We start from the raw sequence: 21024 nt of genomic DNA, 5'->3' as shown, positions 1-21024 counted from the left end.
GCGTAGGTCAATCGCAGTGGACGCCGCCCTCCGGCGGCGGGCACGGAGGGTCGCGAAAGCCGAGGGCGGGCGCGACCCTCCGCTTGGCCGGCAGCACATCGAGCTCCAGCGCGAACGAGATGGCGTCGCAGGGCGCGCTCTCGTTGCCGCCGGTGTGTAGATCGACTGCGTTGCAGACGGTCTCCTTGATGTTCCCGAACCGCGAGTCCTTCGCGCAGATGCTCGCGGGGCCCGCTTGCAAGAACATGTTGGCGATCGCGATCCGCCCGCTGAGCGTTGCGCCCTGCAGCTGCAGTCCGCCATGGCCATCGTGCGCGACGCGACCTACGAGGTGCAAGGACTCGAAGGGCTGGACGACGGCGACCTTGGGATCGCCGTCCGCCGGATCGAAGACCATGCGCAAGGGAAAGCTGTTGAATTGCGCGACCAAGGTGCCGTCGGTGACATAGGCATTGATGTCGACATACTTCGAGCCGGGCTGCGCCTCGAAGGCCATCGATTCGGTATCCATGATGAACTCGTCGTTTCCCGTAAAGGTCGCCGAGCCCGTACCGTCGGTTTTGCCATTGACGCCTACGACGTTGAAGAGCGACACGCTCACTTTGCGATCGCTCGCTTGAAGGTTGTATTCGTCAATCTGCACGAACAACCCATGAAGCCCGTGCTCGATCCCTTCGAGCAACTTCTCGCTTCCAAAGAGGAGCGCCAGGATGCTCGCGCCGGTGTTGTCCACGCCGTTGGGCGAGTCGCAGCGCCCGCCCGATCCGGCTTTGGTGGTGCACGAGCCGCGATCGGGGCAGGTGCAGAGCCCGTCGAGATCGAAACCCGGTGAGTTGCCTGCGGTATCGGCCCCGAAGCGGAGGGCTCTGGTCGCGCCCGTTAGGGTATTGGGACTACCGGGCTCGGCACTTTTAGGAGGCTTGGGCCACGTTTTCAGCTCGCACCCGGGCTTATCGGGCACATAGCCATCGAAGCTGGTCATTGCCGAACATCCCGCTGCCATTGTAAGCGCAAGGAGCAGCGTGGTCGCACGTTTGCGAATCATTCGTGTGACGCAGCCTACGCGTATCAACCCTTCGTCGGCTACAGTGCCCAACATGGGCCAAGACGGACCGAACGAAGAATTGTCGACCATCGCGGATCGACCCACCCATTCAGCCACGACTGCACCTCTCTACGTTTTACGCGTCATGAGCGGACCCAGTGTGGGCAAGACGCTTATCTTGGATTGGAACAAAGTGCCGCAGGCTCTCGTCGGACAGAGTCAAGTCTGCGAGCTGGTGCTCTCCGATCCTCGCACCTCGCGCCGGCATCTATCACTCACATCCGAAGGGACCGCGCTCCGCGTGGTCGACCTGCGCTCCACCAACGGAACGCGGGTGGGCGGCATCCGCATCACGGAGGCGCTGCTCGAAGGGGGCGAGCTGATCGAGCTCGGGGACTCCTCGCTGCGCGTCGCGCGCGCCGGCGAGCTTCGCATGGGCGCCGAAGGACGCGAGCGCTTCGGCCGCGTGCTCGGCAAGAGCCAGGCGATGCAGCGCCTCTTCGCGGCCTGTGAAGCGCTGAGCACGTCGACCTTGCCGGTCATCATCGAAGGCGAAACCGGCACGGGCAAGGAGCTGCTCGCCGAGGCCATCCACGAGACCGGCCCCCGCAGCGCCGCCCCCTTCATCGTGTTCGACTGCGCGGCGCACGACGAAGAGGCGCAGCTCGAAGCCTTGTTCGGTGGCCCGCGCGGGCCGGGCGCGCTCGACCAAGCGCGCGGCGGCACCCTGGTGATCGACGAGATCGGTGAGCTGGGGATGCAAGCGCAATCGCGCGTGGCCGCGCTCCTCGATCGCGGCGAGCTGAGAAGGGTAGGGGAGATCGAGCCGGTGCGGGCCAACGTGCGCTTCATCGCCACCACCCGTGACGATCTCGACCGGTCGGTGGAGCAAGGGCGCTTTCGCGAGGAGCTGTTGGTGCACTTCGCGGGCGCGCGCATCCAAGTGCCGGCGTTGCGGCAGCGGCACGGCGACGTCGAGCTCCTCGCGCGGCATTTCTGGAAGCTGTTCGGCGGCGCGGCCGAAATCCCGAAGCGTTTTCTTCTCCAGCTGGCCCGCCAGCCGTGGCCGGGCAACGTGCAGGAGCTCGAACATGCGGTTTCGCGCGCGACCGTGCTGGGTGAGGAGCACGACATCGTCAGCCCCACGATCGGCGAGCGCGATAGGCCCAGCGACTACATCGAGCATGTGCTGGGTATGAGTCTGGCAATGCCCAGCGCACGGCAGCTGGTCATTCGCGAGTTCGAGCGCCGGTTCGTGGAGCGCGCCGTGCGCGAACAAGGTGGAAATGTAACCCGCGCGGCTGCGGCATCCGGTCTCACCCGGCGCTATTTCCATATGCTGCTTGCCAAGAACAAACAAAACAAACAGGAATAGCGCAGGCACACAGAATGGGTTCGGGCGCTTGAGCGAAAGCTCTGTGCGAGCTATACCTCAGCCCATGCGGGTTACGCGACCTCGTGTTGTCGGTCGCTACGCGCTCTACGACGCCCTCGGCGTCGGTGGAATGGGCTCGGTGCACTTTGGGGTCGTGCGCGACGGGGAGGAGCCTCGCCCCGTCGCCGCGAAGCAGCTGCACGCCGAGTACGCGCGCGATCCGGCGAGCGTCACCATGCTGCTCGACGAGATGCGGTTGACGCGGATGGCGCAGCATCCCAACGTCGTCCCCGTGCTCGATTTTGCATACGACGGCGAACAGATGGTCCTCGTCATGGAGTACGTGCACGGGGAGTCACTTCGTCATCTGCTGGCAACGGCGCGGCGGCGCGGCTTGGTCGTCCCGCTGCGCATCGCCGCCGCTGTCTTGCTCGACGTCCTTCGCGCGCTGCACGCTGCGCACCATGCGCGCGACGAAGCGGGCAACGCGCTCGACCTGGTGCATCGGGACGTCACCCCGGAGAACATCCTGGTGGGCGCCAACGGCATCACGCGGCTGGGCGACTTCGGCGTGGCCAAGGCGAGCGGCCGGCTCCATGCCACGCAGTCCGGCGGCTTGAAGGGAAAGCTCGCCTACCTGGCGCCGGAGCAGCTGGGCGGTCATGTTACCGCGCGCGCGGATCTCTACGCGGCGGCGCTGGTCTTCTGGGAGGCGCTGGCCGGGGTGCGCGCCTTTCGGGGCCAAGACGAAGTGGAGCTGATCAGCCAGGCGCTGAACCCCAAAATTCCGCCCCCGAGCGCGATCGCGCAAGGGATCCCCCCGGCGCTCGACGGGGTGATGCTCCGCGCGCTCTCCGTCGCGCCCGAAGATCGCCATGAAAACGCGGAGGCGTTCGCCTCGGCGCTGGCGGAAGCGGTGGGCACCGAGGGCGTGGCCAGCGCCGCCGAGGTGGGCGCATGGACCCACGAGCTCGCCGGGGACAAGCTGGACGAGCGCGCCGCGCGCCTCACCGAGATCGTGGAGATGGAGCGCGCGCGTTTGCGTGACGGGACAGGCGGGACAGGTGGGACAGGCGGTGCGGCCGTCGCGGGCTCGGGGCCCGCGAGCGGCGTGCCATCGCTCTCGCCGCAGTCGCTGCAGCTCGCGCATGTCTCGCCGCTCCCGGACGCCTCGCAGTCGGTGCCCGCGGCGCAGAAGCCGCCCCGCTTCACGCCGTTCGTGCTCCTGACCGTGCTCACCGTCGCGTGCCTCGCGCTCATCGGGCGCGAGCTCGTCGCCCCCGTGAAGGCGCGCGCCGAGGTGCAACCGGAGCTGCCGGCCGCCCCGGTCCTCGCGCCGCCCGCGCCGTCCGTTCCCTTGGCGCCGGCATCGGCACCGGCGCCCGAAGCTGCGGCGCCGCGCAACAACGTGGCTGCCAGCGCGCCCTCGCGCGATGTGGCGGCGGCGGCGCCGCTCAAGGCGCCCGAGCCGCAGCCCGACAATCATCCGTCGCGCGCGACGAAGACCAAGCGCGCGCCGGCCGTACACCGCGCCGATGGGTGCGATCCTCCATTTGTCGTCGATGCGATGGGGATCCGTGTGTACAAGGAAGAGTGCTTTCGATGACGGACCGAGTCACGCGAGCCCGATCGCTTTCGCTCCTCGTTCCCATCGCCTCCATGCTGCTCGGCCCGTTCGCTCCTCTCGGACCGAGGCTCGCGCACGCGAGCAACCCGCGCGCGGTCGCGCAGTGCACCGACGCCGCGGTGAGCGGGCAGCGCCTTCGGGCCAAGGGAACGTTGCGCGCGGCGGTGGAGCGCTTCGCCATCTGCATCGCCCCCGAGTGCCCGGGGATCGTGCGCCGCGACTGCGGCCGGTGGATCGCCGAGCTGCAAGACGCGATGCCCAGCATGGTCTTTCGCGTGGTCGACGCCAGCGGGCAGGACGTGCACGAGGGCCACGTTCTGTTCGACGGCGAATCACTGGTCGACAAGCTCGACGGCCGCGCGGTGCCCGTCGATCCCGGCGCCCATCGCATCGCTTACGTGAGCGCGAGCGGCACCAAGGCGGCCGAGCGCATCGAAGAGGACATCGTGGTGCGGGAAGGCGAGCGAAACCGGCTGCACGTGTTTCACCTGCCGGACAAGAACGCCGGCAAGGCTCCCGTCCCCAAGCCCTCGGCGCCGGCGCCCATCGTGAGCCCCGCGCCTCCGCCTCCACCCGCGCCGGCTCCTTCGCCATGGCCGTGGATCCTCGGCGGCAGCGGCCTCGCCGCCCTCGGCGTCGGCGTCGGCTTTTGGTACGCGGGCACCGACGCCCATAGCAACCTCGGCTCCACCTGCGCGCCGAGCCACTCGTGCAGCGACTCCGACGTGTCGCGCGCCAAGACGCAGCTCGTGGTGGGCGACGTCCTCGGCGCCGTGGGCATCGCCGCCGTCGCCACCGCCGTCGTGTGGCTGGTGCTCCGTCAATCGTCCGCGCGGCCGAGCAGCGCCTCGCCGTCGGGCCAAGGGCAGGGGACACCGACGAAGGCCGCGCGCGCGGCCGACTGCCCGACGCCCCTCGTCACGTGCGCGTACTAGACTAGATGTCGGCGAGCGCCGGTCCGCGTGCGCGGCGCTCTTCGGCGATGCGGCGCGCGCTCTCCGCCAGCACGACCAGCACTTGCTCCGTCTCGCGCGCGTCCATGAGCTGCTCGCGCGCGTGCGAATCGATCACGGAGCGCGCGATCGACGCGAGCACGCGCACCTCCTCCTCGTAGCGCCCCGGCGCGAGCAGGAGCAGAAAGACGATGGTCGCCGGCTTGCCGTCGGGCGCGTCGAAATCGACGCCCTCGGGCGCGAGCCCCAGCGCGAGCATCGGCTCCTCCAGCCCCTCGATGGCGGCGTGCGGCACCGCCACCTCGTCGCCGAGCCCCGTGGGCGCCATCTGCTCGCGCTCCAGCACCAGGGTGCGCGCGCTGGTCGCGAGGTGCCCGAGGCGCGGCTCCAAGATGCGCACCAGCTCCTCGATGGCGCCGGTGGCGGTGGCCGACGCGAGCCGCGGTACGAAGCCGCCGCGCCGCAGGAGCGCGACCACGTCTTCTTCCGTGGCCCGGTACAAGAGGCGCTTCATCGCCGGCCCCCCGATGAGCGAGGTGCCCAGCGCCATCACCACCAGCGCGACGAAGAGCTGCTCCTTCAGGAGCCCCGCCTCCAGCGCGAGCAGCGCCAGGATGATCTCCATGGCGCCGCGCGCGTTGAGCCCGAAGCCGACCGCCATCGACTCGCGCCAGCGCAGACCGCCCGCCCGCGCGCCCACCGAGCAGCCCACCACCTTGGCCACCGTCGCGATGACGAACACCAGCACGCACAGCCGCAGATCGAACGCCCGCAGGAAGTCGACGCGCAGCCCCAGCGACGCAAAGAACACCGGCGCGAACACGTTGGTCACGAACTCGTGAATGGTGGCGCGCGTGCGTTCGCGCAGGCTGGGGCTGTCGCCGATGGCGACCCCCACCACGAACCCCCCGAGCACCGCGTGGATCCCGAGCGCCTGCGTGATGCTCGCCCCCACGAGCGCAAAGAGGATCACCAGCGAGAGCACCCGCCCGCCGTGCGACTCGTCCGCGAGCTGACCGAGCAAGCGATCGATCGCCCGGCGCCCCACGGTCATGGTCCCCACGATGAAGACGAGCGAGAGCGCGGCCATCACCACCAGCCGCGCGACGTCGACCGCGTTGCCCTGCATCGGCCCCACGAGCATGGAGAAGGCGATCCAGCCCACCAGATCGTTGATCATGGCCGCCGCCATCACCAGGAGCCCCAAGTCCGTCTTGAAGAGCCCCAGGTCGAGCAAGGTCTTGGCGATGACCGGCAGCGCCGAGATGGAGAGCGCCACGCCGATGAACATGGCGAACAGCACCCGCTGATCCGCGTGCACCATGTCGGACGCGGGGAGCATGAACCCGAGGAGCAGCCCGCCCGCGAGCGGCAGCACGATCCCGAGCACGCTCGTGAAGAACGCGCTTCGGCCGCGCCGTCGCACGATGCCGAGATCGACCTCCAGGCCCGCCACCACCAGGAGCAGCACCACGCCCACCGTCGTGTACGCGCCGATCATCTTCTGCGGGGTCGGCTGCAGAAACAGCCACCCATGCACGCCCGGGAGCGCGCGCCCCAGCACCGTGGGCCCGAGCAAGACGCCCGCGAGGATCTCCCCCACCACCAGCGGCATCCCAAAAAGTCGCGCCAACTCCCCCAAGAGCCGTGCTACGCCGAGCAGCGCGGCCAGCGCTGCGAGAAACACCACCGCGTCGTGCTCCGTCACAAAGTACGGATATCACAACCTCCCGTCCCGCTCCGCCCCCGGGGCCTTCGATTGCGGCCTCAGCGCTGCCTTCGCGCTCCTAGGAGGCTCGAAACCGCAGTTTCGCGAGGCGAAGCCCTCCGGGCCGTCCATCGCGAACTCGACGAAAGCGTGGCTCCTCGGGCACCTCGCCCCCGCGACCCTCGGTGGGCCCTTCGGAGCTCGTCATCGACGAGCGCGAACCGCCCTAGGTGGCCATCGCTTACAGAGCGCTTCCGTCGAGAAAACTCGATGACGTCGGGCTTCGGTGGCACCCAGCCCACGGCCGCCAGGGTCCCCTTCGGAGCGTCGTCATCGACGAGCGCGAACCGCCCTAGGCGGTGGCGATCGCTTACAGAGCGCTTCCGTCGAGAAAATTCGATGACGTCGGGCTTCGGTGGCACCCAGCCCACGGCCGCCCAGGGTCCCCTTCGGAGCTCGTCATCGACGAGCGCGAATCGCTCTAGGCGGTGGCGATCGCTTTACAGAGCGCTTCCGTAAATTGGGTGGTCGTCGCCGGGCCGCCGAGATCGGCCGTACGGACCTCGCCGCGCTCGTAGAGCGAGAACAACCCCCGCTCGATCCGCAGCGCCGCCGGACTCTCACCGATGTGGTGCAGCATCATCACCGCGCTCTGGATGAGCGCCGTCGGATTCGCCAGCCCCTTGCCCGCGATGTCCGGCGCGCTCCCGTGCACCGCCTCGAACACGGCGGCGTCGTGGCCGATGTTCGCGCCGGGGACGATCCCCAAGCCGCCCACCAGCCCGGCGCCCAAGTCGCTCAAGATGTCGCCGTACAAGTTCTCGGTGACGATCACATCGAGCTTGTTGGCGTTGCGCACCATCTGCATGGCGCACGCATCCACGATCATCTCCGCCGGCTCGATCTTCGGGTGCTTGAGCGCCACCTTGCGGAAGCACTCCAGCAGAAGCCCGTCGGACAGCTTCATGATGTTCGCCTTGTGCACCACCGTGACCCGCTTGCGCCCCAAGCGCTCCGCGTAGTCGAACGCATACTCGCAGATGCGCGTGCACCCTCGCTCGGTGATGAGCTTAATCGACTGGGCCACGCCCGGCATGATCACGAGCTCGAGCCCCGCGTACAGATCCTCGGTGTTCTCGCGGACGATGACGATGTCCGTCCCTTCGAACCGCGGCTCCACCCCGTGGAGGCTCCGAACCGGCCGCACGTTGGCATAGAGATCCAGCGCCTGCCTCAAGGTCACGTTGACCGAGCGAAACCCCTTCCCGATCGGCGTCCCAATCGGGCCCTTCAGCGCGACCTTGTTGCTCCGAATCGAGTCGAGCACGCTCGTCGGCAAGGTCGTTCCAACCTTCTCCGCGACCGCCGCCCCCGCCTCCTGCACGTCCCACTCGATCGCGACCCCGGCCGCCTCCAACACGCGCCGCGTCGCGTCACTAACTTCCGGCCCAATTCCATCCCCCGGAATCAACGTAATCGTATGCGCCATCGTCCGATTTCTCTCCGCGTGAATGTCACGCACCTCGTCTCGACCGCGACGCCAACTCTTCCAACTCTCTTCGCGTGCTGCGCGTGCTCCGCATGGGAAGCACGCATCGCCGAAGGCGACGGGGGAGGCAAACCAAAGTGAACTAGATCGTGCAGGGGCAAAGCCCGCCCACCCGCCAAAGACGACATCGCCAAAGGCGACTGGGGGAGGCTCGAACCAGCAAAACGAGACCGTGGAGGGGTAAGCCCCACCAGCCCCACCACCCGCCAAAAGGCGGCCGGCAGAGGCTCGAAACCAAGGGCCGAAGCCCCGCGAGAGCGACCCAACCGAGCGAAGCCCGATTGGCTCCGAGGTTGCCAAGGGGCAAACTCGAAGCGTGATCTACTTGAAGCTGTAGCCTTTGACCAGATCGGTCAGGCGCTTGTCTTCACCGTTCTCGAGCAGCCCGACTGCAACGACGTTGAGGCGCTCCGGCTGCGCAACGCGTCGCACGATGGCGCGCACCTCGTCCGCGGTGACGGAAGCGAGCTTGGCGTGTTTTTCTTCGGGTGTTTCGAAGCGGTCGAACAAGTAGCCGACGGCGTAGAACGCACCGAGGTCGTCCGGCGAGTCGCGCATGGCGGAAAGCTCCCACAAATGCCGCTGGCGGGCTTTGACGAGCTCCTCTTCGGTCGGCCCCTCGGACCCGAGCTCGCGCACCAGGTCGAGGATCTCCTCCGTCACGCGCGTGGTACGCGCATGTTGCGCGCCGGCCACGAAGTCGACGACCCCGTCGTCCTCGTACCCGTCGTAGGACGCGCCCACGTCGTAGCAGAGGCCCTGCGAGTCGCAGATGCGATGATAGAGCCGCGTCGACATGCCGTCGTCGAGCACGCGCATGAACATATCGAGCGCGGGCCGCTCCGCCGCGTTCTCGGCGATGGTGCGGAAGCACACGCGGAGCTCCGTCTGGCTCGACATGTTCTCCACGATGCGGATGCGCGGCTTCTTCTGCGTGAACGGCGGCGCCACCGTCTGGAAGCGCTCACCCCGCGGCAGATCGCCGAAGCTCTTCGCGCCCAGCTCGATGGCCGCGTCGACGTCGATGGCGCCCGAGAAAACGAGCACACTCGACGAGGCGTTGTAGTGCTGCACGTAGTGCGTGCGCAGCGCCTCCGTCGTAAAGCTCCGCACGTTCTTCTCGTCGCCCGTGATGGTGAAGCCCAGCGGGTGCGATCCGTAGATGAGCGCGCGCGAGAGGTTGTCCGCGTCGACCTGCCGGCCTTCGTCGTCGAGGTCCTCCAGGATCTCCTCGCAGACGATGCCCTTTTCGATCTCGATGTCGCAGAACGCCGGCTTGTGAATCACCTCGCTGAAGAGCGCGCACGCCTGCTCCAGCGACTCGGGCGGCAAGGTCACCGAGAACACGCCGAAGTCGGCCTGCGTGGCCGCGTACAGGTAGCCGCCGAGCCGCTCGAACGCGAGGTTCACGTCGTGGGCGTTCTTCAGCCGGTCGGTGCCCCGGTAGAGCATGTGCTCCAGAAAGTGACTGAGCCCGTTCGTCTCCACCGTCTCGTAGCGGGAGCCGACGCGAACGTAGAGCCCCACGTGCGCGCGATGGAGTTGGGGCTGCGCGACCGCCACCACGCGCAGCCCATTGTCGAGGACGACCGTGCGGAATGCCGACGTGCTCAATCAGGGACCTTCGTCATCCATGTCGGCCGGCGCGCCGCCATCGCGGGCCGAAGGATCCCGCAGGTAGGTCTCGTCCGTCTTGATCTCGCCCTTCGACGTCTCGCGCAGGCGCTTGACATAGATGGCGAGGGCTTCGGCTTGCTTGGCCGCGAGGAGCGTCTGCATGTACGTGTCGCGATCCTTCTCGAACTCTTCCTTGGTGGCCGACTTGTGCTCTTTCAGACGGATGACCGTGAACCCATCGTCGGTGCGCAGCGGCTCCGCATAAAGGTCACCGCTTTTACCTGAGGCGCCCTCGAACGCAAACGCGAGCACCTTTTGGGCCGTCTCCGGCGAGAGGCCCGGGATGGGATCGCCGCCGCGGTTGAACGAGCTCGACGTCTCCAGCTTGGGCCGATCCGGATCGTTCTCCGGCGTGAGCTCCCTGGCGATCACGACGTCTTTCGCCGCCCCGCCATCGCTCTTGTCCGCCTTCTTGTCGTTCTTTTTCTCTTCTTTGCCTTCCTTCTTGTCGGCGGCGCCCGCGTCCGCAGCCGCAGCCGACTCCTCCTGAATGAGCAGGGTGGGGATGGCGGCGGTGGGTCGCTTCAGCGGCAAGGTCGCCTCGCGGATGGCGTCGTCGGGCGATTTGCCGGCCTTCAGCCCTGCTTGGATCTTGTTGGCCAAATCCTTGGCCGCCTCGAGCGCCTTGCCTTTGACATAGAGCTCGCGCGCCGCGCCCTTCTTCACCGCCGCCTCGATCTCGGCCGCCTTGGCCGGATCGTCTTTGGCGATGAGGTGATAGCCGAACTGCGTCTCGATGGCCTTCGCCGTGACCTCGCCCGGCTTGAGCGCATTGGCGGCCACGCGGAACGGCTCGACGAAGCCCTTGGTGTCCTCGCCCAGATCCCCGCCGCGCATGGCGCTGCCGGGATCTTGCGACACCTCGCGCGCCACGTCGGCGAAGGCCTCGCCGCGCTTGATGCGGGCGGCGGCCTCCGCGAGCTTGCCCAGCGCGAGCCCTTTCTCCTCGATGCTCGCGCTCTTCTCGGCGCGCACCAGGATGTGGCGGACGTGGTTGGCCTTGGGATCCGAGTCGGCCTTGCGCAGGTGGACCAGATCGTCGATCTGCTTCTGGTTCTCCTTGTCGGCGGCCCACTTGGCCACGTCCGCATCGGTGGCCGCCACGGCGTACTTGCCCGCGTACGACGTCTTCACGGCGACGCTCTCCACCGTGGCCGAGCTCTTCTCGTCGATGTAAGCCTCCAGCGCCTCGACCTCGCTCACGCGCACCGGCGCGCGGATCAAATCGCGCATCTTGGCGGCGAGGATCTCGCGCCCTTGCTCCTCGCGGAACTCGATCTCGGAGCGACCCATCAAGTTGCGGATGGTGCGCTTGTACACGGCCATGTCGAAGTGCTTGCTCTTCGGATCCTTGAATCCGGCGTACAGCCGCCCTTCGCCGATGCGAAGCTGGTAGGCGAGCTGCGGGTTGTCCGAGGGCACGCTGACGTGGATGAAGCCTTGGTAAATCGAGTCGTCCAGCTCGTCCTTCGTCACCGTGAGCCCCAGGCGCTCCGCCTCGCTCACGAGCAGCTCACGCTCGATCAACCCGTCGAGCGCCACCTTGCGCAGCCCCATTTGCTTCGCGCGGCGCATCCCATCTTCGTCGCGCGGAATGAGGATGCGGTACGCACCCGAAAAGTCCTTCGGATCGACGCAGTGTCCTTTGACGGTCGCCACACACGCGGTGCTGAGCGATGCCTTCTTCTGCCCGGCCGATGGCCCGAACTCCAGAACGAAGACGAGGACCATGCCAATGATGATGGCGCCATAGATGAACGAGGTAACACCTCGCTTTCGGAACAGATCGAGCATGGGAGCTCGCGGGGAATAGCATGCGTGGCCGCTTGACCCCAAGTCCCCCGGCCCGAATTCTGCTCATTCCTTCCCGGGTCGGTAGGGCCGCCGGCCGGTTTGCGCGAACGGGCTGCGGCTAGTGCCTCGACTCGGCCATTTTGGCCACCCGAAGGGCCAGCCGGAGCGACGCCTCGTCCAAAGTCGGGATCTTTTTCACGAAGACGACCTCGTAGAACGTATCGAGCGTTCGCGTGGCGTCGGCTGGGTCGGTCACCGGTGACGTGCGGGTGGTCACCTCCACGAAGCCATCGGCGAGGAGCGGGCTGGCTATCTGGCGGACGCGACCAAAAAGGGTCGGCTCGTCGTCGACCGGGTACTGAGCTCGGCGCAGGCCCATGATCAAGCGAATCTCGAATGGCGTGCTCGCGCGGACGCGAACCCCTGAGTCGAGGATGAGGTTATCCCGTACCCGATCGGCCAGGACGACTTCGTCGCCGTTGGTGCGATAGACCTCGAAACCCGCGGTAATCAGCGCTTTTTTCAGTTCTTGGGGCGTCAACGACGTCGGCTCCGTGCTTCGTTTCCCCCGAATCGCCACATCGTTTCGGAAGAGCCCGAGGTAGTCAAGAGGGGGTAATATTAGCCTATGTAGGGAATTGTGGAAGGGAAGATAAGGCCGATCGCAGCCGTAGCTGTATAGCGCACGGGGAAGCGAGAGCCCCTGCTATGATGGAACTAGCTGTGAAAAACCGTAGGAGTCTCACCCCCATGCAGGGCCTCCCCGTTGCCGACGGCACCACCCCGATGCGTCGCAACGACGTTCGCCGCGAGGTGAGCGAGCGCATCCAACTTCGGCGCTCCACCTCGGGACCTGGGGGTACGGGCGGGGGCGGGGAAGTCCTCGATGGCTGGGCGCTCAACGTAAGTCGGGGCGGAATTCGTTGCATCCTCGAAGAAAACGTGGAGCTCGGGGACGAGTTCGAGATCACCATCGGCGAAGAGGGCAACGCGCCTTTGACGCGCCGCGGTCGCATCGTCTGGGTGCAAGAGGAGGCCGACGGCCAAATCGTGGGGGTCGAGTTCCTGACCCCGTCCGGCACCCATCGCGCCGCGGAGCCCGTGGCTCCGCCCTCACCGGATACCCCCGAGGCGCCGGAAACCCCGGAAATCTGAGGTCTTTTCCCCGTACACGACACTCCGGCCTGCCGGGCCGTGGGTCTCCTTCGGAGACTCCCGATCGTCGGTCTGGGAGAGTCATCCGGAGCAAGAACGGGAAGTCGGGACGGGCAAAGAACGCGCGCATATCCGGCCGGAGAGTCGGGAACGTGTACGGGCACGGAAAGGCGTACGGGTAAATAGGGCATCGAGGAGCGCGCGGGTCTCCGCCGCGACCGGCGGGCCTCCAGGCTATTCCGGTAGTGGAATGACGGAAGAACCCAGTGCTACAGTCGACGCTTATGGCGAGCGTCAAGAATATCCTTCCGAACTGCGGCCTCTACCGGACCACCAAGCCGCTACCGGAGCACGAGAGCGAGATCCCCTCGGGCATCCTCGTTTACTTTCACAACCACTCGGACTCCGGCCTTCCGGTCGTGATTGCCCCCGACCACAACATTATGAACCGCTGGCACTTCCACGGGGCCGGCATTCCCTTTCGCGGACTTTCTTGGGCCGATAGTTTGGCCCGCGTGCCCAACGAAGGCTTTTACATGCTTCGGAAGGATCTTACTTTCGATGGCGGCTCCTGGCCCAAGGGGACCCTCGTGCAGCTGGGCTACACACGCACGGGCGACCCGATTCTGTTCATCGCGCAGCAGCGCGCCAATATGGATGAAAATGATCTGTTCTTCTCCGATCGCGGCGTAGGCATCCGTCCGGAAGTTCTCGCCAACCTCGAGCCGCTCAAGGTCTACGAGGAACCGATTGAAGAGGGCGGCCACTCGAGCGGTACACAGTCACACTGAGGGCTCAATGGACGAAAACCATGCCACCAAAGCGCGCGTACTCCATTGGTTCGTTCGCGGCGGTTCGGTACGCACACCCGACGGAAAGATCATCGCGGTCGATGTCGATCCGATAGTCATTGGCCGCGACGAAGGAACGCAGATCCCCATCGCCGATCCGGAGGTCAGCAGCATCCACTGCGAGCTTCGCGCGGTCAACGAAGGGATCCTGGTGCGCGATCTGGGCAGCACCAACGGCACCTTCATCGGGCTCACGCGGGTCAAGGAAGCGATCGTCACCACGGTCTCCGAGCTGACCGTGGGGAGCACGCGCCTCGTGATCGAGCCGGCCGCCAAGCGGCGCGTCGACGTGGGGTTCTCCGATCACTTCGGATCGCTGGTGGGCAACTCGCCGCGCATGCGACGCGTCTTCAGCATCCTCGAGAAGGTCGCGCCGACCGCGCTCAGCGTCCTGATTTTGGGCGAGACGGGCACCGGCAAAGAGGTGGTCGCCAAGTCGGTGCACGACGCGAGCCCTCAGCGCAACGGCCCCTTCGTGGTCGTCGACTGCGGCTCCATCCCTCCGATGCTGGCCGAGAGCCTCCTCTTCGGGCACGAGCGCGGCGCCTTCACCGGCGCGCACGAGCGCCGCAAAGGCGCGCTGGGCGAGGCCGACGGCGGCACCCTCTTCCTCGACGAGCTGGGCGAGCTACCCCTCGATCTGCAGCCGAAGCTCCTTCGCGCCCTCGCCGAGCGGCAGATCAAGCGGGTCGGCGGAAACGCGGTCGAGCCGATCGACGTGCGCGTGCTCGCCGCCACGCGGCGCGATCTCGGTCGCGAGATGAACGCCGGGCGCTTTCGTTCGGACCTCTTCTTCCGCATCGCCCAAGTGCGGGTGGAGCTGCCGCCGCTGCGCGATCGCATCGCCGATTTGCCGCTCTTGGTGGAGGAGATCTGCCGCAGGGTCGGAAAGCCGGAGCACGCGCAGACGGTCATCGCGTGGCTCGAAGGGCACATGGGCTCGCACGACTGGCCGGGCAACGTGCGCGAGCTGGTCAACGTGGCCTCCGTCGCCGCCACCCTCGCCGGTGAGCCGGGCGCCATCGACGACGTGCTCACGCTCACCCGCGAGCAGCCCCTCGACGCCGCGCGCCCGAGCGGTCCCGCCACCGCGTTCAGCGAGGCGAAACGCGCGGCCATCGCCGCGTTCGAGCGCGAATACTTCACGGACCTCACCAAGCGCGCCGCGGGCAACGTGAGCGAAATGGCGCGCCAGAGCGGGATGGAGCGCCACCACGTGCGCGCCTACCTGCGCAAGTACAGCATCGACAAGCAGTAGAGCAGAACGATGGCCACCGCGAGCACGACCAGCGCGATGCCCAGCATCGCGTAACGTCGTGTCTCTTGGATCGTGCTCACCTGCGGTGGCCGCGCAGGGGCTTGCTGCTGCGAAGCTTGCGACGCTTGCCCAGCTTGCGACGCCTGCGAAGCTTGCGGCGCGGCCTCCGGGTTCGCCGCGAGGCTGCGCGACGGCGGCTCCGGCGGGACCATCGGCGGCGGGATCGGGTCGGTGATCGGGCCCGCCGCGACGGTCTGCGCCGTGTCGTCCGGCATCACGACCTGCGGAGGCGCAGGTGGATGATACGAGCGCGTGTGAACGCCCGACTGTGTGAAGATGACCTGCTCGATGAGCCGCTGCTTCAACAGATCGGGAAGGTCCGCGTTGGCGACGGCCGAGCGAAGCGCCTCGCGCCGGCGATGGGCCTCGCCGGCGAAGAGGCCGAAGAGCGACTGCTCGAGCATCCACTGATCCGGCATCACCCCGCTGGTGCCGACATAGGCGCGCAGCTCGTCGGCCACATGACGCGCGCTGGGCGGGCGGTTCTCCGGCGAGCGCGCGACCAAGCGCGCGTGCAGCTGGCAGAGCTCCTGCGGCGCATCGGGGGCCCACTCGGCGAGGCTGGGCGCTTGGCCCTGGGTGAGCGCGCGGATGACCTCCATCTCGCTGCCCTCCCACATCTTTCGGCCGGCGATGCACTCGAACAGCAGCGCCCCCACGCTGTAAAGATCGCTCCGCCGGTCGAGCGGATCGCTCATCACTTGCTCGGGCGACATGTACGCCGCCTTGCCTTTGACCTCGCCCGTGCGCGTGAGCACGTCGCTCGCATCGATCTTGGCCACGCCGAAGTCCAAGAGCTTCACCTCGCCGTCGCGCGCGATCATCACGTTGTGCGGTGAGACGTCGCGGTGGACGAGGTTCAGTTTCACGCCGTTGGCGTCGCAAAGCTCGTGGGCGGCATGAAGCCCGTCGCACACCAGCGCGAGGATGTGAGCGGCCACGGCGGGGTGCACGCGGTGCCCTTTGGCGCGAAGCACATCGAACAGGCTCGAGAGCGTCTCGCCCTCGACGAACTCCATGGCGATGAACACCTCGCCTTTGAGCTGGCCACAGTCGAGCGCGCGGACCACATTGGGGTGCTCGAGCATGGTGGCGAGGCGCGCCTCGCGCAGAAACATGTCACGATGACGCTTCTCGCGCGACGCCTCCGGCAGGAGCCGCTTGAACGCCACGATCCGCACCCGCTCGCCCGGACCGTGTTGAATCGCCGCCTCGACGATCCCCATACCCCCTCGGCCAATCCGAAAAAGAGACGAGTAACGGTTGGCAGGCGCAGGCGTGGGCTCATCCTCCACACTCGAACCAACGCCGGCTACGGACGGCATTCTCCGAGTATAGGATGCATGCCGACGTCGTGGGAACCTCTTGTGCAATCCGACTCGCCGGTAAGCGGTGCGATGCACAGCCACCGCCGGTAAGCCGGGAAGAAGAGCCGAGAAAAACGCTCCCGCGCGCCGAAAAATCTGGCGCCTTCGTGCTGTGCCTGTTGGAGCGCACGGCCCGATTCGCTCGGCTCGTCGGGGGTCGCCGTTTCGGATGGCTTCGCGCGCTCTTGCCGGTTCTTTCGGTTTTTCCTCGGGTTCTTCCGCCCTCGTTCCGGTCTTTTCCGGGGATGGGCCGCGGCCGGCGGTTCGTGGCGCGCGCGACCGACCCGAGCCTTCCGCCCCGGTCAGTCTTTCTTGGCGATCTTCTCGTTGAGTTTCTTCACGATGTACGGATAGCCCTGACCCGCGGTGACGAACATCTTATGGAACTGGTCGTAGTAGTTCTTCGTAAGGCTGGAGCCTTCCGTGACGATGTCGACCACCTTCAAGCTGCCGCCCTGCAGGTGCACGAAATAGTCGACCTGCACCGCCGGATCGCGCGGCTTCAGTTTGTTCTGCGCCTCGGTGCGGATCTTCGAGTCGCCGAGGGCGGCCGCCTTCGCGCTCTTGTAGGCGATCTCGTAGTCGAGCGTCTTGATGATGTTCTTGCGGTAGTTCTTCTCGACCAGCTGCTTCAGCAAGCCGCGAACCTCCGCCTTTTGCGAATCGTTCAACTCGCCCCAGTGATCGGTGCAACCCGAGAGCGCGGGCGGACACGGTTTTCCGAACGCGCGGCGCGTGAGCTCGTCGTAGTCGACGAAGGTCTCGAGCGCGGAGTTGATCTGGGTGTCGCGCGAACCGGACGCAGGCTGGCGCAAGAGCGCGGAAATCTTGGCATGCTGGGCCTGCACGAAGGCTTGCGCGTCCGCCGCCTCATCCGCAAATGCTGGGCTGGAAATCGTAGAAACGCTCGTTACAGCCAAACCGGCCACGACGGTGGCGAACGCGATCGATCGAAAAAAGTTCCGCAATTTCATTAGTTTACTCCACTCCTACGTTTCCGGCTCTGTTCGATCCGGACCGTGGGGGCTCGAATCGGTTTCTTTATGTTCGACGTACGGAACTTGGCAACATTCTCCGCAATGAAAAGCCGCGCTTCCGCCATCGCGGAAAGGATCGTCCAGTCCGGTATTGCGCCACGATGTGCAGTCGCGGCGGCCCGACGGCAAGGTGGACGATGGTTCGCCATCTCCAGCGGCGCCGAGGACACGCTCTTCGATCTCGCGAGCTTGACGAAGCCGATGACCGCGGTGGCCGTGCGCGCGAGCGGGCTCGACGCCTCACGTCCGCTCGCCGACTTCGTGCCCGAACTCGGGCACACGGCGAGCGGCGACGTGGCGATCGATCTTCTGCTCGCCCATCGCGCGGGCCTTCGCGCGACGTGCCCCGTCTTCATTCCGCTCCTGGTCGGAGGCGAAGTGGATCGCGCGAAGGCGCTCGTGAGCTTGGCGAACGCGCGCCGCCCGGATGCCATCGGCCCGGCCCCGCCCGAGGGCTTCGCGCCGCTCTACAGCGACGTGGGCTACATCCTCGCCGGCGAAGCGCTCGCGCGGTTCGTCTCCGCGCGCGACGCCGGTGAAGCCATCGAGCGCCTGCTGATCGCGCCCCTGGGGCTCTCGGACCAACTGGGAACGGCGCGCGCGCTCGAAGCGCGGTCGATCGATCTCGCCCTGCGCGCGGCCCCCACGGAGCACGTGGGCTGGCGCGGTGGAGTCGTGCGCGGCCGGGTGCACGATGAGTCCGCGTGGTCGCTCACCCGCGACGGCGGCTCGGGCCACGCGGGGTTGTTCGGCACCGCGGACGCCGTGCTTCGCTTCGGCTGCCATGTGCTCGACCGCATCGACGATCTCGCGCCCTTGGTCCGCGAGCGACCCGGTGGAACCTTGCGCGCGGGCTTCGATGGTAAGAGCCGCGAAGGCTCCAGCGCCGGAGCGCGCATGGGCCCGCGCGCCATCGGGCACCTCGGGTTCACCGGCACGAGCCTCTGGATCGATCCCGACGCGCAAGTCGTGATCGTGCTCCTCACGAACCGCGTGCACCCCACGCGCGATCACGTCGCCATCCGCGCCGCGCGCCCCGTCACGCACGACGCGCTGTTCGAGCTGGCGCTCGCCTTGTGAGCCGGCGGGCTCGGAGCCGGCGCGCTCAGCGCCCGAAGTCGTTGGTAAAGTAGAGATCGGCGCCCGGCCGCACCAGCCCGGCTCCCATCCGGCGGTAGGCGGGGTTCATCATGTTCGCGCGATGCCCCGGGCTCTGCATCATCGCCTCCAGGATCTGATCGATCTGAACGTGGACGTCGCGCACCCGCCAGCCGTGCGGGCTCCCCTGGTTCTCCGCCGCGAGCCCGCACCCGCAACCGTAGACGTTGATCTTGAAGTACAGATGCGGAACGTGATCGATGGCCAGCTGCTCGCTGGCGGCTTGCGCAAAGGTGTTGAGCGCTCCGTCGAGCGCGAGCGGAGCGAGCCCGCCCTCGGCGCGGTACGCGTTCACCTTGGCCAGGTTGTACCGGCGCGCCTCATCCAGATCGACGGGCGGCGCGTCGGCCTCCGCGTCGCGGGCCTCCTGGGCGGGCGACTCCTCGGACGAATTGTCTCCCTCCGAGGGACGCTCGCACGCAAAAGGGGACATCATTAAGAAGGCTACGCAGCCTCCCCAGAATGCGCTTCGCGCGCGGCGTGCCCGGCGCCGATCCCCCACAATTGTAGGACGCCGCCACCCACATGTGCGTTTCTATGGTCTACGTTGTTCGTGGCCTGAACCCCTAAGGAAACATGGTCGACCGAAGCCTCAGCCTGCGCCAGGAGCAAACCTCGCCCCCAAAAGGTTCGGACGGCGCGCCCGGCCCTTCCAGCCGCTCCAGCGGAGAGCGCGAGCGCAAAGAGCGCGGCGAACGCGGACGACCTGGAGACCCCGAGGCCCTCGAGGCGTACCGGCCGCGCGGCGCGAACAGCTACCGCTTCATTCGCGCGTACTACACCACGTTTCAGGTCATTTTCAGCTACCTCTGGCTCGCCTTTCGAAGGCGCTTGGCCCGCGGCTCGCGCTCCTCCGACGACATCCGCGAGGTGCACCTGCGCAACGCGCGCAGGGTCAAGGCGACCATCCTGGCGCTGCAGGGCCTCTTCATCAAGGTCGGGCAGCTGCTCTCGATCATGGCGAATTTTCTACCCGAGGAGTTTCGCGCCGAGCTCGAGACCCTGCAGGACCAGGTGCCCCCGCGCCCGCTCGCCGAGATCCTTCACCGCATCGAGTCGGAGCTGGGGGGCAAGGTCGACGAGCTGTTCGGCGAGTTTCAGCGCACGCCCATCGCCAGCGCGTCGCTCGGCCAAGTGCACGAGGCGCGGCTTCGCGACGGCACCCGGGTGGCGGTCAAGGTGCAGCACCAAGACATCGACGAGATCGTGCGGCTCGATCTTCGGACCATCCGCCGCATCTTGCGCATCATCAGCTGGTTCTTCCCCGTGCAGGGGCTCGACGCTTACTACCACCAGATCCGCGAGCTGCTCCGGCAGGAGCTCGACTTCTCGCTCGAGGCCGACAACATCGAGCGCATCGCCAAGAACTTCGCCAACGACTCCATGGTCGTCTTTCCCACGCCCGTCCGGGCGCTCTCGACCAAGGAGATCCTCACGACCACCTTCGTCGAGGGGCGCAAGGTCGGTGACGTGGCCGGCCTGCAGGAGATGGGCGTCGACACCAAGGAGCTCGCGAGCCGCCTGGTGCGCGCGTACTGCCAGATGATCTTCGTCGACGGCGTCTACCACGCCGATCCGCACCCCGGGAACATCTTGGTGCGCAAAGACGGCTCGCTCATCTTGCTCGACTTCGGCGCGGTGGCGGAGCTCTCGCCCAAGATGCGCGAGGGCATCCCCGAGTTCCTCGAAGGCGTGCTGCGGCGCGACACGCAGCGGTTGATTCATGCGCTGCGCAAGATGGGCTTCCTGTCACGGACGAGCGACGAAGAGGTGAGCGAGAAGGTCATCGAATATTTCCACCATCGCTTCCAGGAAGAGATCCGGCTCGAGAGCTTCAACCTCAAGGACATCAAGATCGACCCCCAGCGCGGCTTCGAGAACCTGCTCGACCTGCGCAAGATGAACATCGGCATCAAGGAGCTCTCCAGCGCGTTCCACGTGCCGAAGGACTGGGTGCTCCTCGAGCGCACCATCCTGCTCGTCTACGGGTGCTGCTCCCTGCTCGATCCGGAGCTGAATCCGATGGCCATCATTCAGCCGTACCTGCACGAATTCGTGCTCGGCAAGCGCGATTGGCAGCAGATCGCGGTGGAAACCGTCAAGGACATGGTCCTCAAGGCGGTCACCCTGCCCGACGACCTCCGCAAGTACCTCAATCGCGCCACCCGCGGCGAGCTCGAGGTCCGCGTGCGCGGCGTGCAGGAAGGCGCCCGCATCCTTTACGCCGTGGGGCGTCAGGTGATCTACACGGCCATTGCAATTGCGTGTGGTGTCGCCGCTTTGCAGCTTCATTTCCGCGGGGAGGATGCTATCGCTCGTGTGCTGGTCTGGATCTCGGGAGCGGCGGGGGCCTTGCTTGTGCTTTCCTCGATTTTCTCCCGCCCGCGTTCCGGTCGCTGGAGGTAGTCTC

17 protein-coding genes are annotated in these 21024 nt (G+C 66.9%); 8 read left to right on the top strand and 9 right to left on the bottom strand.

Going from position 1 to position 21024, the window contains the following annotated elements; all coding sequences use genetic code 11:
* Positions 1 to 7: 7 nt before the first annotated feature.
* Positions 8 to 982 carry a hypothetical protein gene (locus LZC94_32005; GenBank protein ID WXB12460.1) on the bottom strand — a complete coding sequence of 325 codons (975 nt, stop codon included), beginning with the start codon at positions 980 to 982 and terminating at the stop codon, positions 8 to 10.
* A gap of 208 nt (positions 983 to 1190) precedes the next feature.
* Between LZC94_32005 and LZC94_32000 the strand changes: the two genes are divergently transcribed.
* From LZC94_32000 to LZC94_31990, 3 genes are all read left to right on the top strand, one after another.
* A complete protein-coding gene (locus LZC94_32000; GenBank protein ID WXB12459.1) occupies positions 1191 to 2420 on the top strand; it encodes a sigma 54-interacting transcriptional regulator in 1230 nt (409 codons plus the stop codon).
* A 64-nt stretch (positions 2421 to 2484) separates the two neighbouring features.
* Positions 2485 to 4026: a serine/threonine protein kinase gene (locus LZC94_31995; protein WXB12458.1), complete on the top strand. Its 1542-nt coding sequence runs from the start codon at positions 2485 to 2487 to the stop codon at positions 4024 to 4026.
* Positions 4023 to 4982 (top strand): hypothetical protein, encoded by a 960-nt coding sequence (locus LZC94_31990; GenBank protein WXB12457.1) that lies wholly within the window; start codon positions 4023 to 4025, stop codon positions 4980 to 4982. The genes LZC94_31995 and LZC94_31990 overlap by 4 nt, the downstream gene beginning before the upstream one ends.
* Position 4983: 1 nt before the next feature.
* On the opposite strand, the gene LZC94_31985 is transcribed toward LZC94_31990, so the two are convergent.
* The 5 genes from LZC94_31985 to LZC94_31965 all read right to left on the bottom strand — a co-directional run bounded on the left by LZC94_31985 (position 4984) and on the right by LZC94_31965 (position 12269).
* Positions 4984 to 6708: a cation:proton antiporter gene (locus LZC94_31985; GenBank protein ID WXB12456.1), complete on the bottom strand. Its 1725-nt coding sequence runs from the start codon at positions 6706 to 6708 to the stop codon at positions 4984 to 4986.
* 481 nt (positions 6709 to 7189) lie between these two features.
* Positions 7190 to 8197 carry an isocitrate/isopropylmalate dehydrogenase family protein gene (locus LZC94_31980; protein WXB12455.1) on the bottom strand — a complete coding sequence of 336 codons (1008 nt, stop codon included), beginning with the start codon at positions 8195 to 8197 and terminating at the stop codon, positions 7190 to 7192.
* A 381-nt stretch (positions 8198 to 8578) separates the two neighbouring features.
* Entirely contained in the window at positions 8579 to 9871 is a 1293-nt protein-coding gene (locus LZC94_31975) for an insulinase family protein (protein ID WXB12454.1), read from the bottom strand.
* Positions 9872 to 11728: a peptidylprolyl isomerase gene (locus LZC94_31970; GenBank protein WXB12453.1), complete on the bottom strand. Its 1857-nt coding sequence runs from the start codon at positions 11726 to 11728 to the stop codon at positions 9872 to 9874. It abuts the gene before it with no gap.
* Between the two features lie 118 nt (positions 11729 to 11846).
* Positions 11847 to 12269, bottom strand: coding sequence for a hypothetical protein (locus LZC94_31965; GenBank protein ID WXB12452.1), 423 nt, complete (start codon positions 12267 to 12269; stop codon positions 11847 to 11849).
* A gap of 209 nt (positions 12270 to 12478) precedes the next feature.
* On the opposite strand from LZC94_31965, the gene LZC94_31960 reads away from it, so the two are divergent.
* The 3 genes from LZC94_31960 to LZC94_31950 all read left to right on the top strand — a co-directional run bounded on the left by LZC94_31960 (position 12479) and on the right by LZC94_31950 (position 14992).
* Entirely contained in the window at positions 12479 to 12883 is a 405-nt protein-coding gene (locus LZC94_31960; protein WXB12451.1) for a PilZ domain-containing protein, read from the top strand.
* A 284-nt stretch (positions 12884 to 13167) separates the two neighbouring features.
* The gene (locus LZC94_31955; GenBank protein ID WXB12450.1) at positions 13168 to 13674 is read left to right on the top strand and encodes a hypothetical protein; all 507 of its coding nucleotides are present in this window, start codon (positions 13168 to 13170) and stop codon (positions 13672 to 13674) included.
* 7 nt (positions 13675 to 13681) lie between these two features.
* Positions 13682 to 14992 (top strand): sigma 54-interacting transcriptional regulator, encoded by a 1311-nt coding sequence (locus LZC94_31950; GenBank protein ID WXB12449.1) that lies wholly within the window; start codon positions 13682 to 13684, stop codon positions 14990 to 14992.
* Here LZC94_31950 and LZC94_31945 read toward each other — a convergent pair.
* Both LZC94_31945 and LZC94_31940 read right to left on the bottom strand, forming a co-directional pair.
* Positions 14959 to 16278, bottom strand: a complete 1320-nt coding sequence (locus LZC94_31945) for a serine/threonine protein kinase (GenBank protein WXB12448.1) — start codon at positions 16276 to 16278, stop codon at positions 14959 to 14961. The genes LZC94_31950 and LZC94_31945 overlap by 34 nt on opposite strands.
* A 443-nt stretch (positions 16279 to 16721) precedes the next feature.
* Complete coding sequence (locus tag LZC94_31940; protein WXB12447.1) at positions 16722 to 17393, bottom strand: ABC transporter substrate-binding protein; 672 nt, start codon at positions 17391 to 17393, stop codon at positions 16722 to 16724.
* 105 nt (positions 17394 to 17498) lie between these two features.
* Here LZC94_31940 and LZC94_31935 point away from each other — a divergent pair, with 105 nt between their 5' ends.
* Positions 17499 to 18536: a beta-lactamase family protein gene (locus LZC94_31935; GenBank protein WXB12446.1), complete on the top strand. Its 1038-nt coding sequence runs from the start codon at positions 17499 to 17501 to the stop codon at positions 18534 to 18536.
* Between the two features lie 25 nt (positions 18537 to 18561).
* Here the strand turns inward: LZC94_31935 and LZC94_31930 are convergent, their stop codons facing one another.
* Positions 18562 to 19050: a CAP domain-containing protein gene (locus LZC94_31930; protein ID WXB12445.1), complete on the bottom strand. Its 489-nt coding sequence runs from the start codon at positions 19048 to 19050 to the stop codon at positions 18562 to 18564.
* Between the two features lie 140 nt (positions 19051 to 19190).
* Between LZC94_31930 and LZC94_31925 the strand changes: the two genes are divergently transcribed.
* On the top strand, positions 19191 to 21020 hold the full coding sequence (locus LZC94_31925; protein WXB12444.1) for an AarF/UbiB family protein: 1830 nt from the start codon (positions 19191 to 19193) through the stop codon (positions 21018 to 21020).
* The last annotated feature ends 4 nt before the right edge of the window (positions 21021 to 21024 follow it).

Source organism: Sorangiineae bacterium MSr11954 (genome assembly GCA_037157815.1).
Lineage (GTDB): Bacteria > Myxococcota_A > Polyangia > Polyangiales > Polyangiaceae > Pendulispora > Pendulispora albinea.
The sequence above is the reverse complement of the archived record's forward strand: the minus strand, read 5'-3'. Positions and strand labels throughout refer to the sequence as shown.

Excerpts from the sequence above, each read along its gene's own strand:
- LZC94_32005 (WXB12460.1), bottom strand. The coding sequence starts at position 982 with ATGACCAGCTTCGATGGCTATGTGCCCGATAAGCCCGGGTGCGAGCTG.
- LZC94_32000 (WXB12459.1), top strand. The coding sequence starts at position 1,191 with ATGAGCGGACCCAGTGTGGGCAAGACGCTTATCTTGGATTGGAACAAA.
- LZC94_31995 (WXB12458.1), top strand. The coding sequence starts at position 2,485 with ATGCGGGTTACGCGACCTCGTGTTGTCGGTCGCTACGCGCTCTACGAC.
- LZC94_31990 (WXB12457.1), top strand. The coding sequence starts at position 4,023 with ATGACGGACCGAGTCACGCGAGCCCGATCGCTTTCGCTCCTCGTTCCC.
- LZC94_31980 (WXB12455.1), bottom strand. The coding sequence starts at position 8,197 with ATGGCGCATACGATTACGTTGATTCCGGGGGATGGAATTGGGCCGGAA.
- LZC94_31970 (WXB12453.1), bottom strand. The coding sequence starts at position 11,728 with ATGCTCGATCTGTTCCGAAAGCGAGGTGTTACCTCGTTCATCTATGGC.
- LZC94_31960 (WXB12451.1), top strand. The coding sequence starts at position 12,479 with ATGCAGGGCCTCCCCGTTGCCGACGGCACCACCCCGATGCGTCGCAAC.
- LZC94_31955 (WXB12450.1), top strand. The coding sequence starts at position 13,168 with ATGGCGAGCGTCAAGAATATCCTTCCGAACTGCGGCCTCTACCGGACC.
- LZC94_31950 (WXB12449.1), top strand. The coding sequence starts at position 13,682 with ATGGACGAAAACCATGCCACCAAAGCGCGCGTACTCCATTGGTTCGTT.
- LZC94_31945 (WXB12448.1), bottom strand. The coding sequence starts at position 16,278 with ATGGGGATCGTCGAGGCGGCGATTCAACACGGTCCGGGCGAGCGGGTG.
- LZC94_31940 (WXB12447.1), bottom strand. The coding sequence starts at position 17,393 with ATGAAATTGCGGAACTTTTTTCGATCGATCGCGTTCGCCACCGTCGTG.
- LZC94_31935 (WXB12446.1), top strand. The coding sequence starts at position 17,499 with ATGAAAAGCCGCGCTTCCGCCATCGCGGAAAGGATCGTCCAGTCCGGT.
- LZC94_31930 (WXB12445.1), bottom strand. The coding sequence starts at position 19,050 with ATGATGTCCCCTTTTGCGTGCGAGCGTCCCTCGGAGGGAGACAATTCG.
- LZC94_31925 (WXB12444.1), top strand. The coding sequence starts at position 19,191 with ATGGTCGACCGAAGCCTCAGCCTGCGCCAGGAGCAAACCTCGCCCCCA.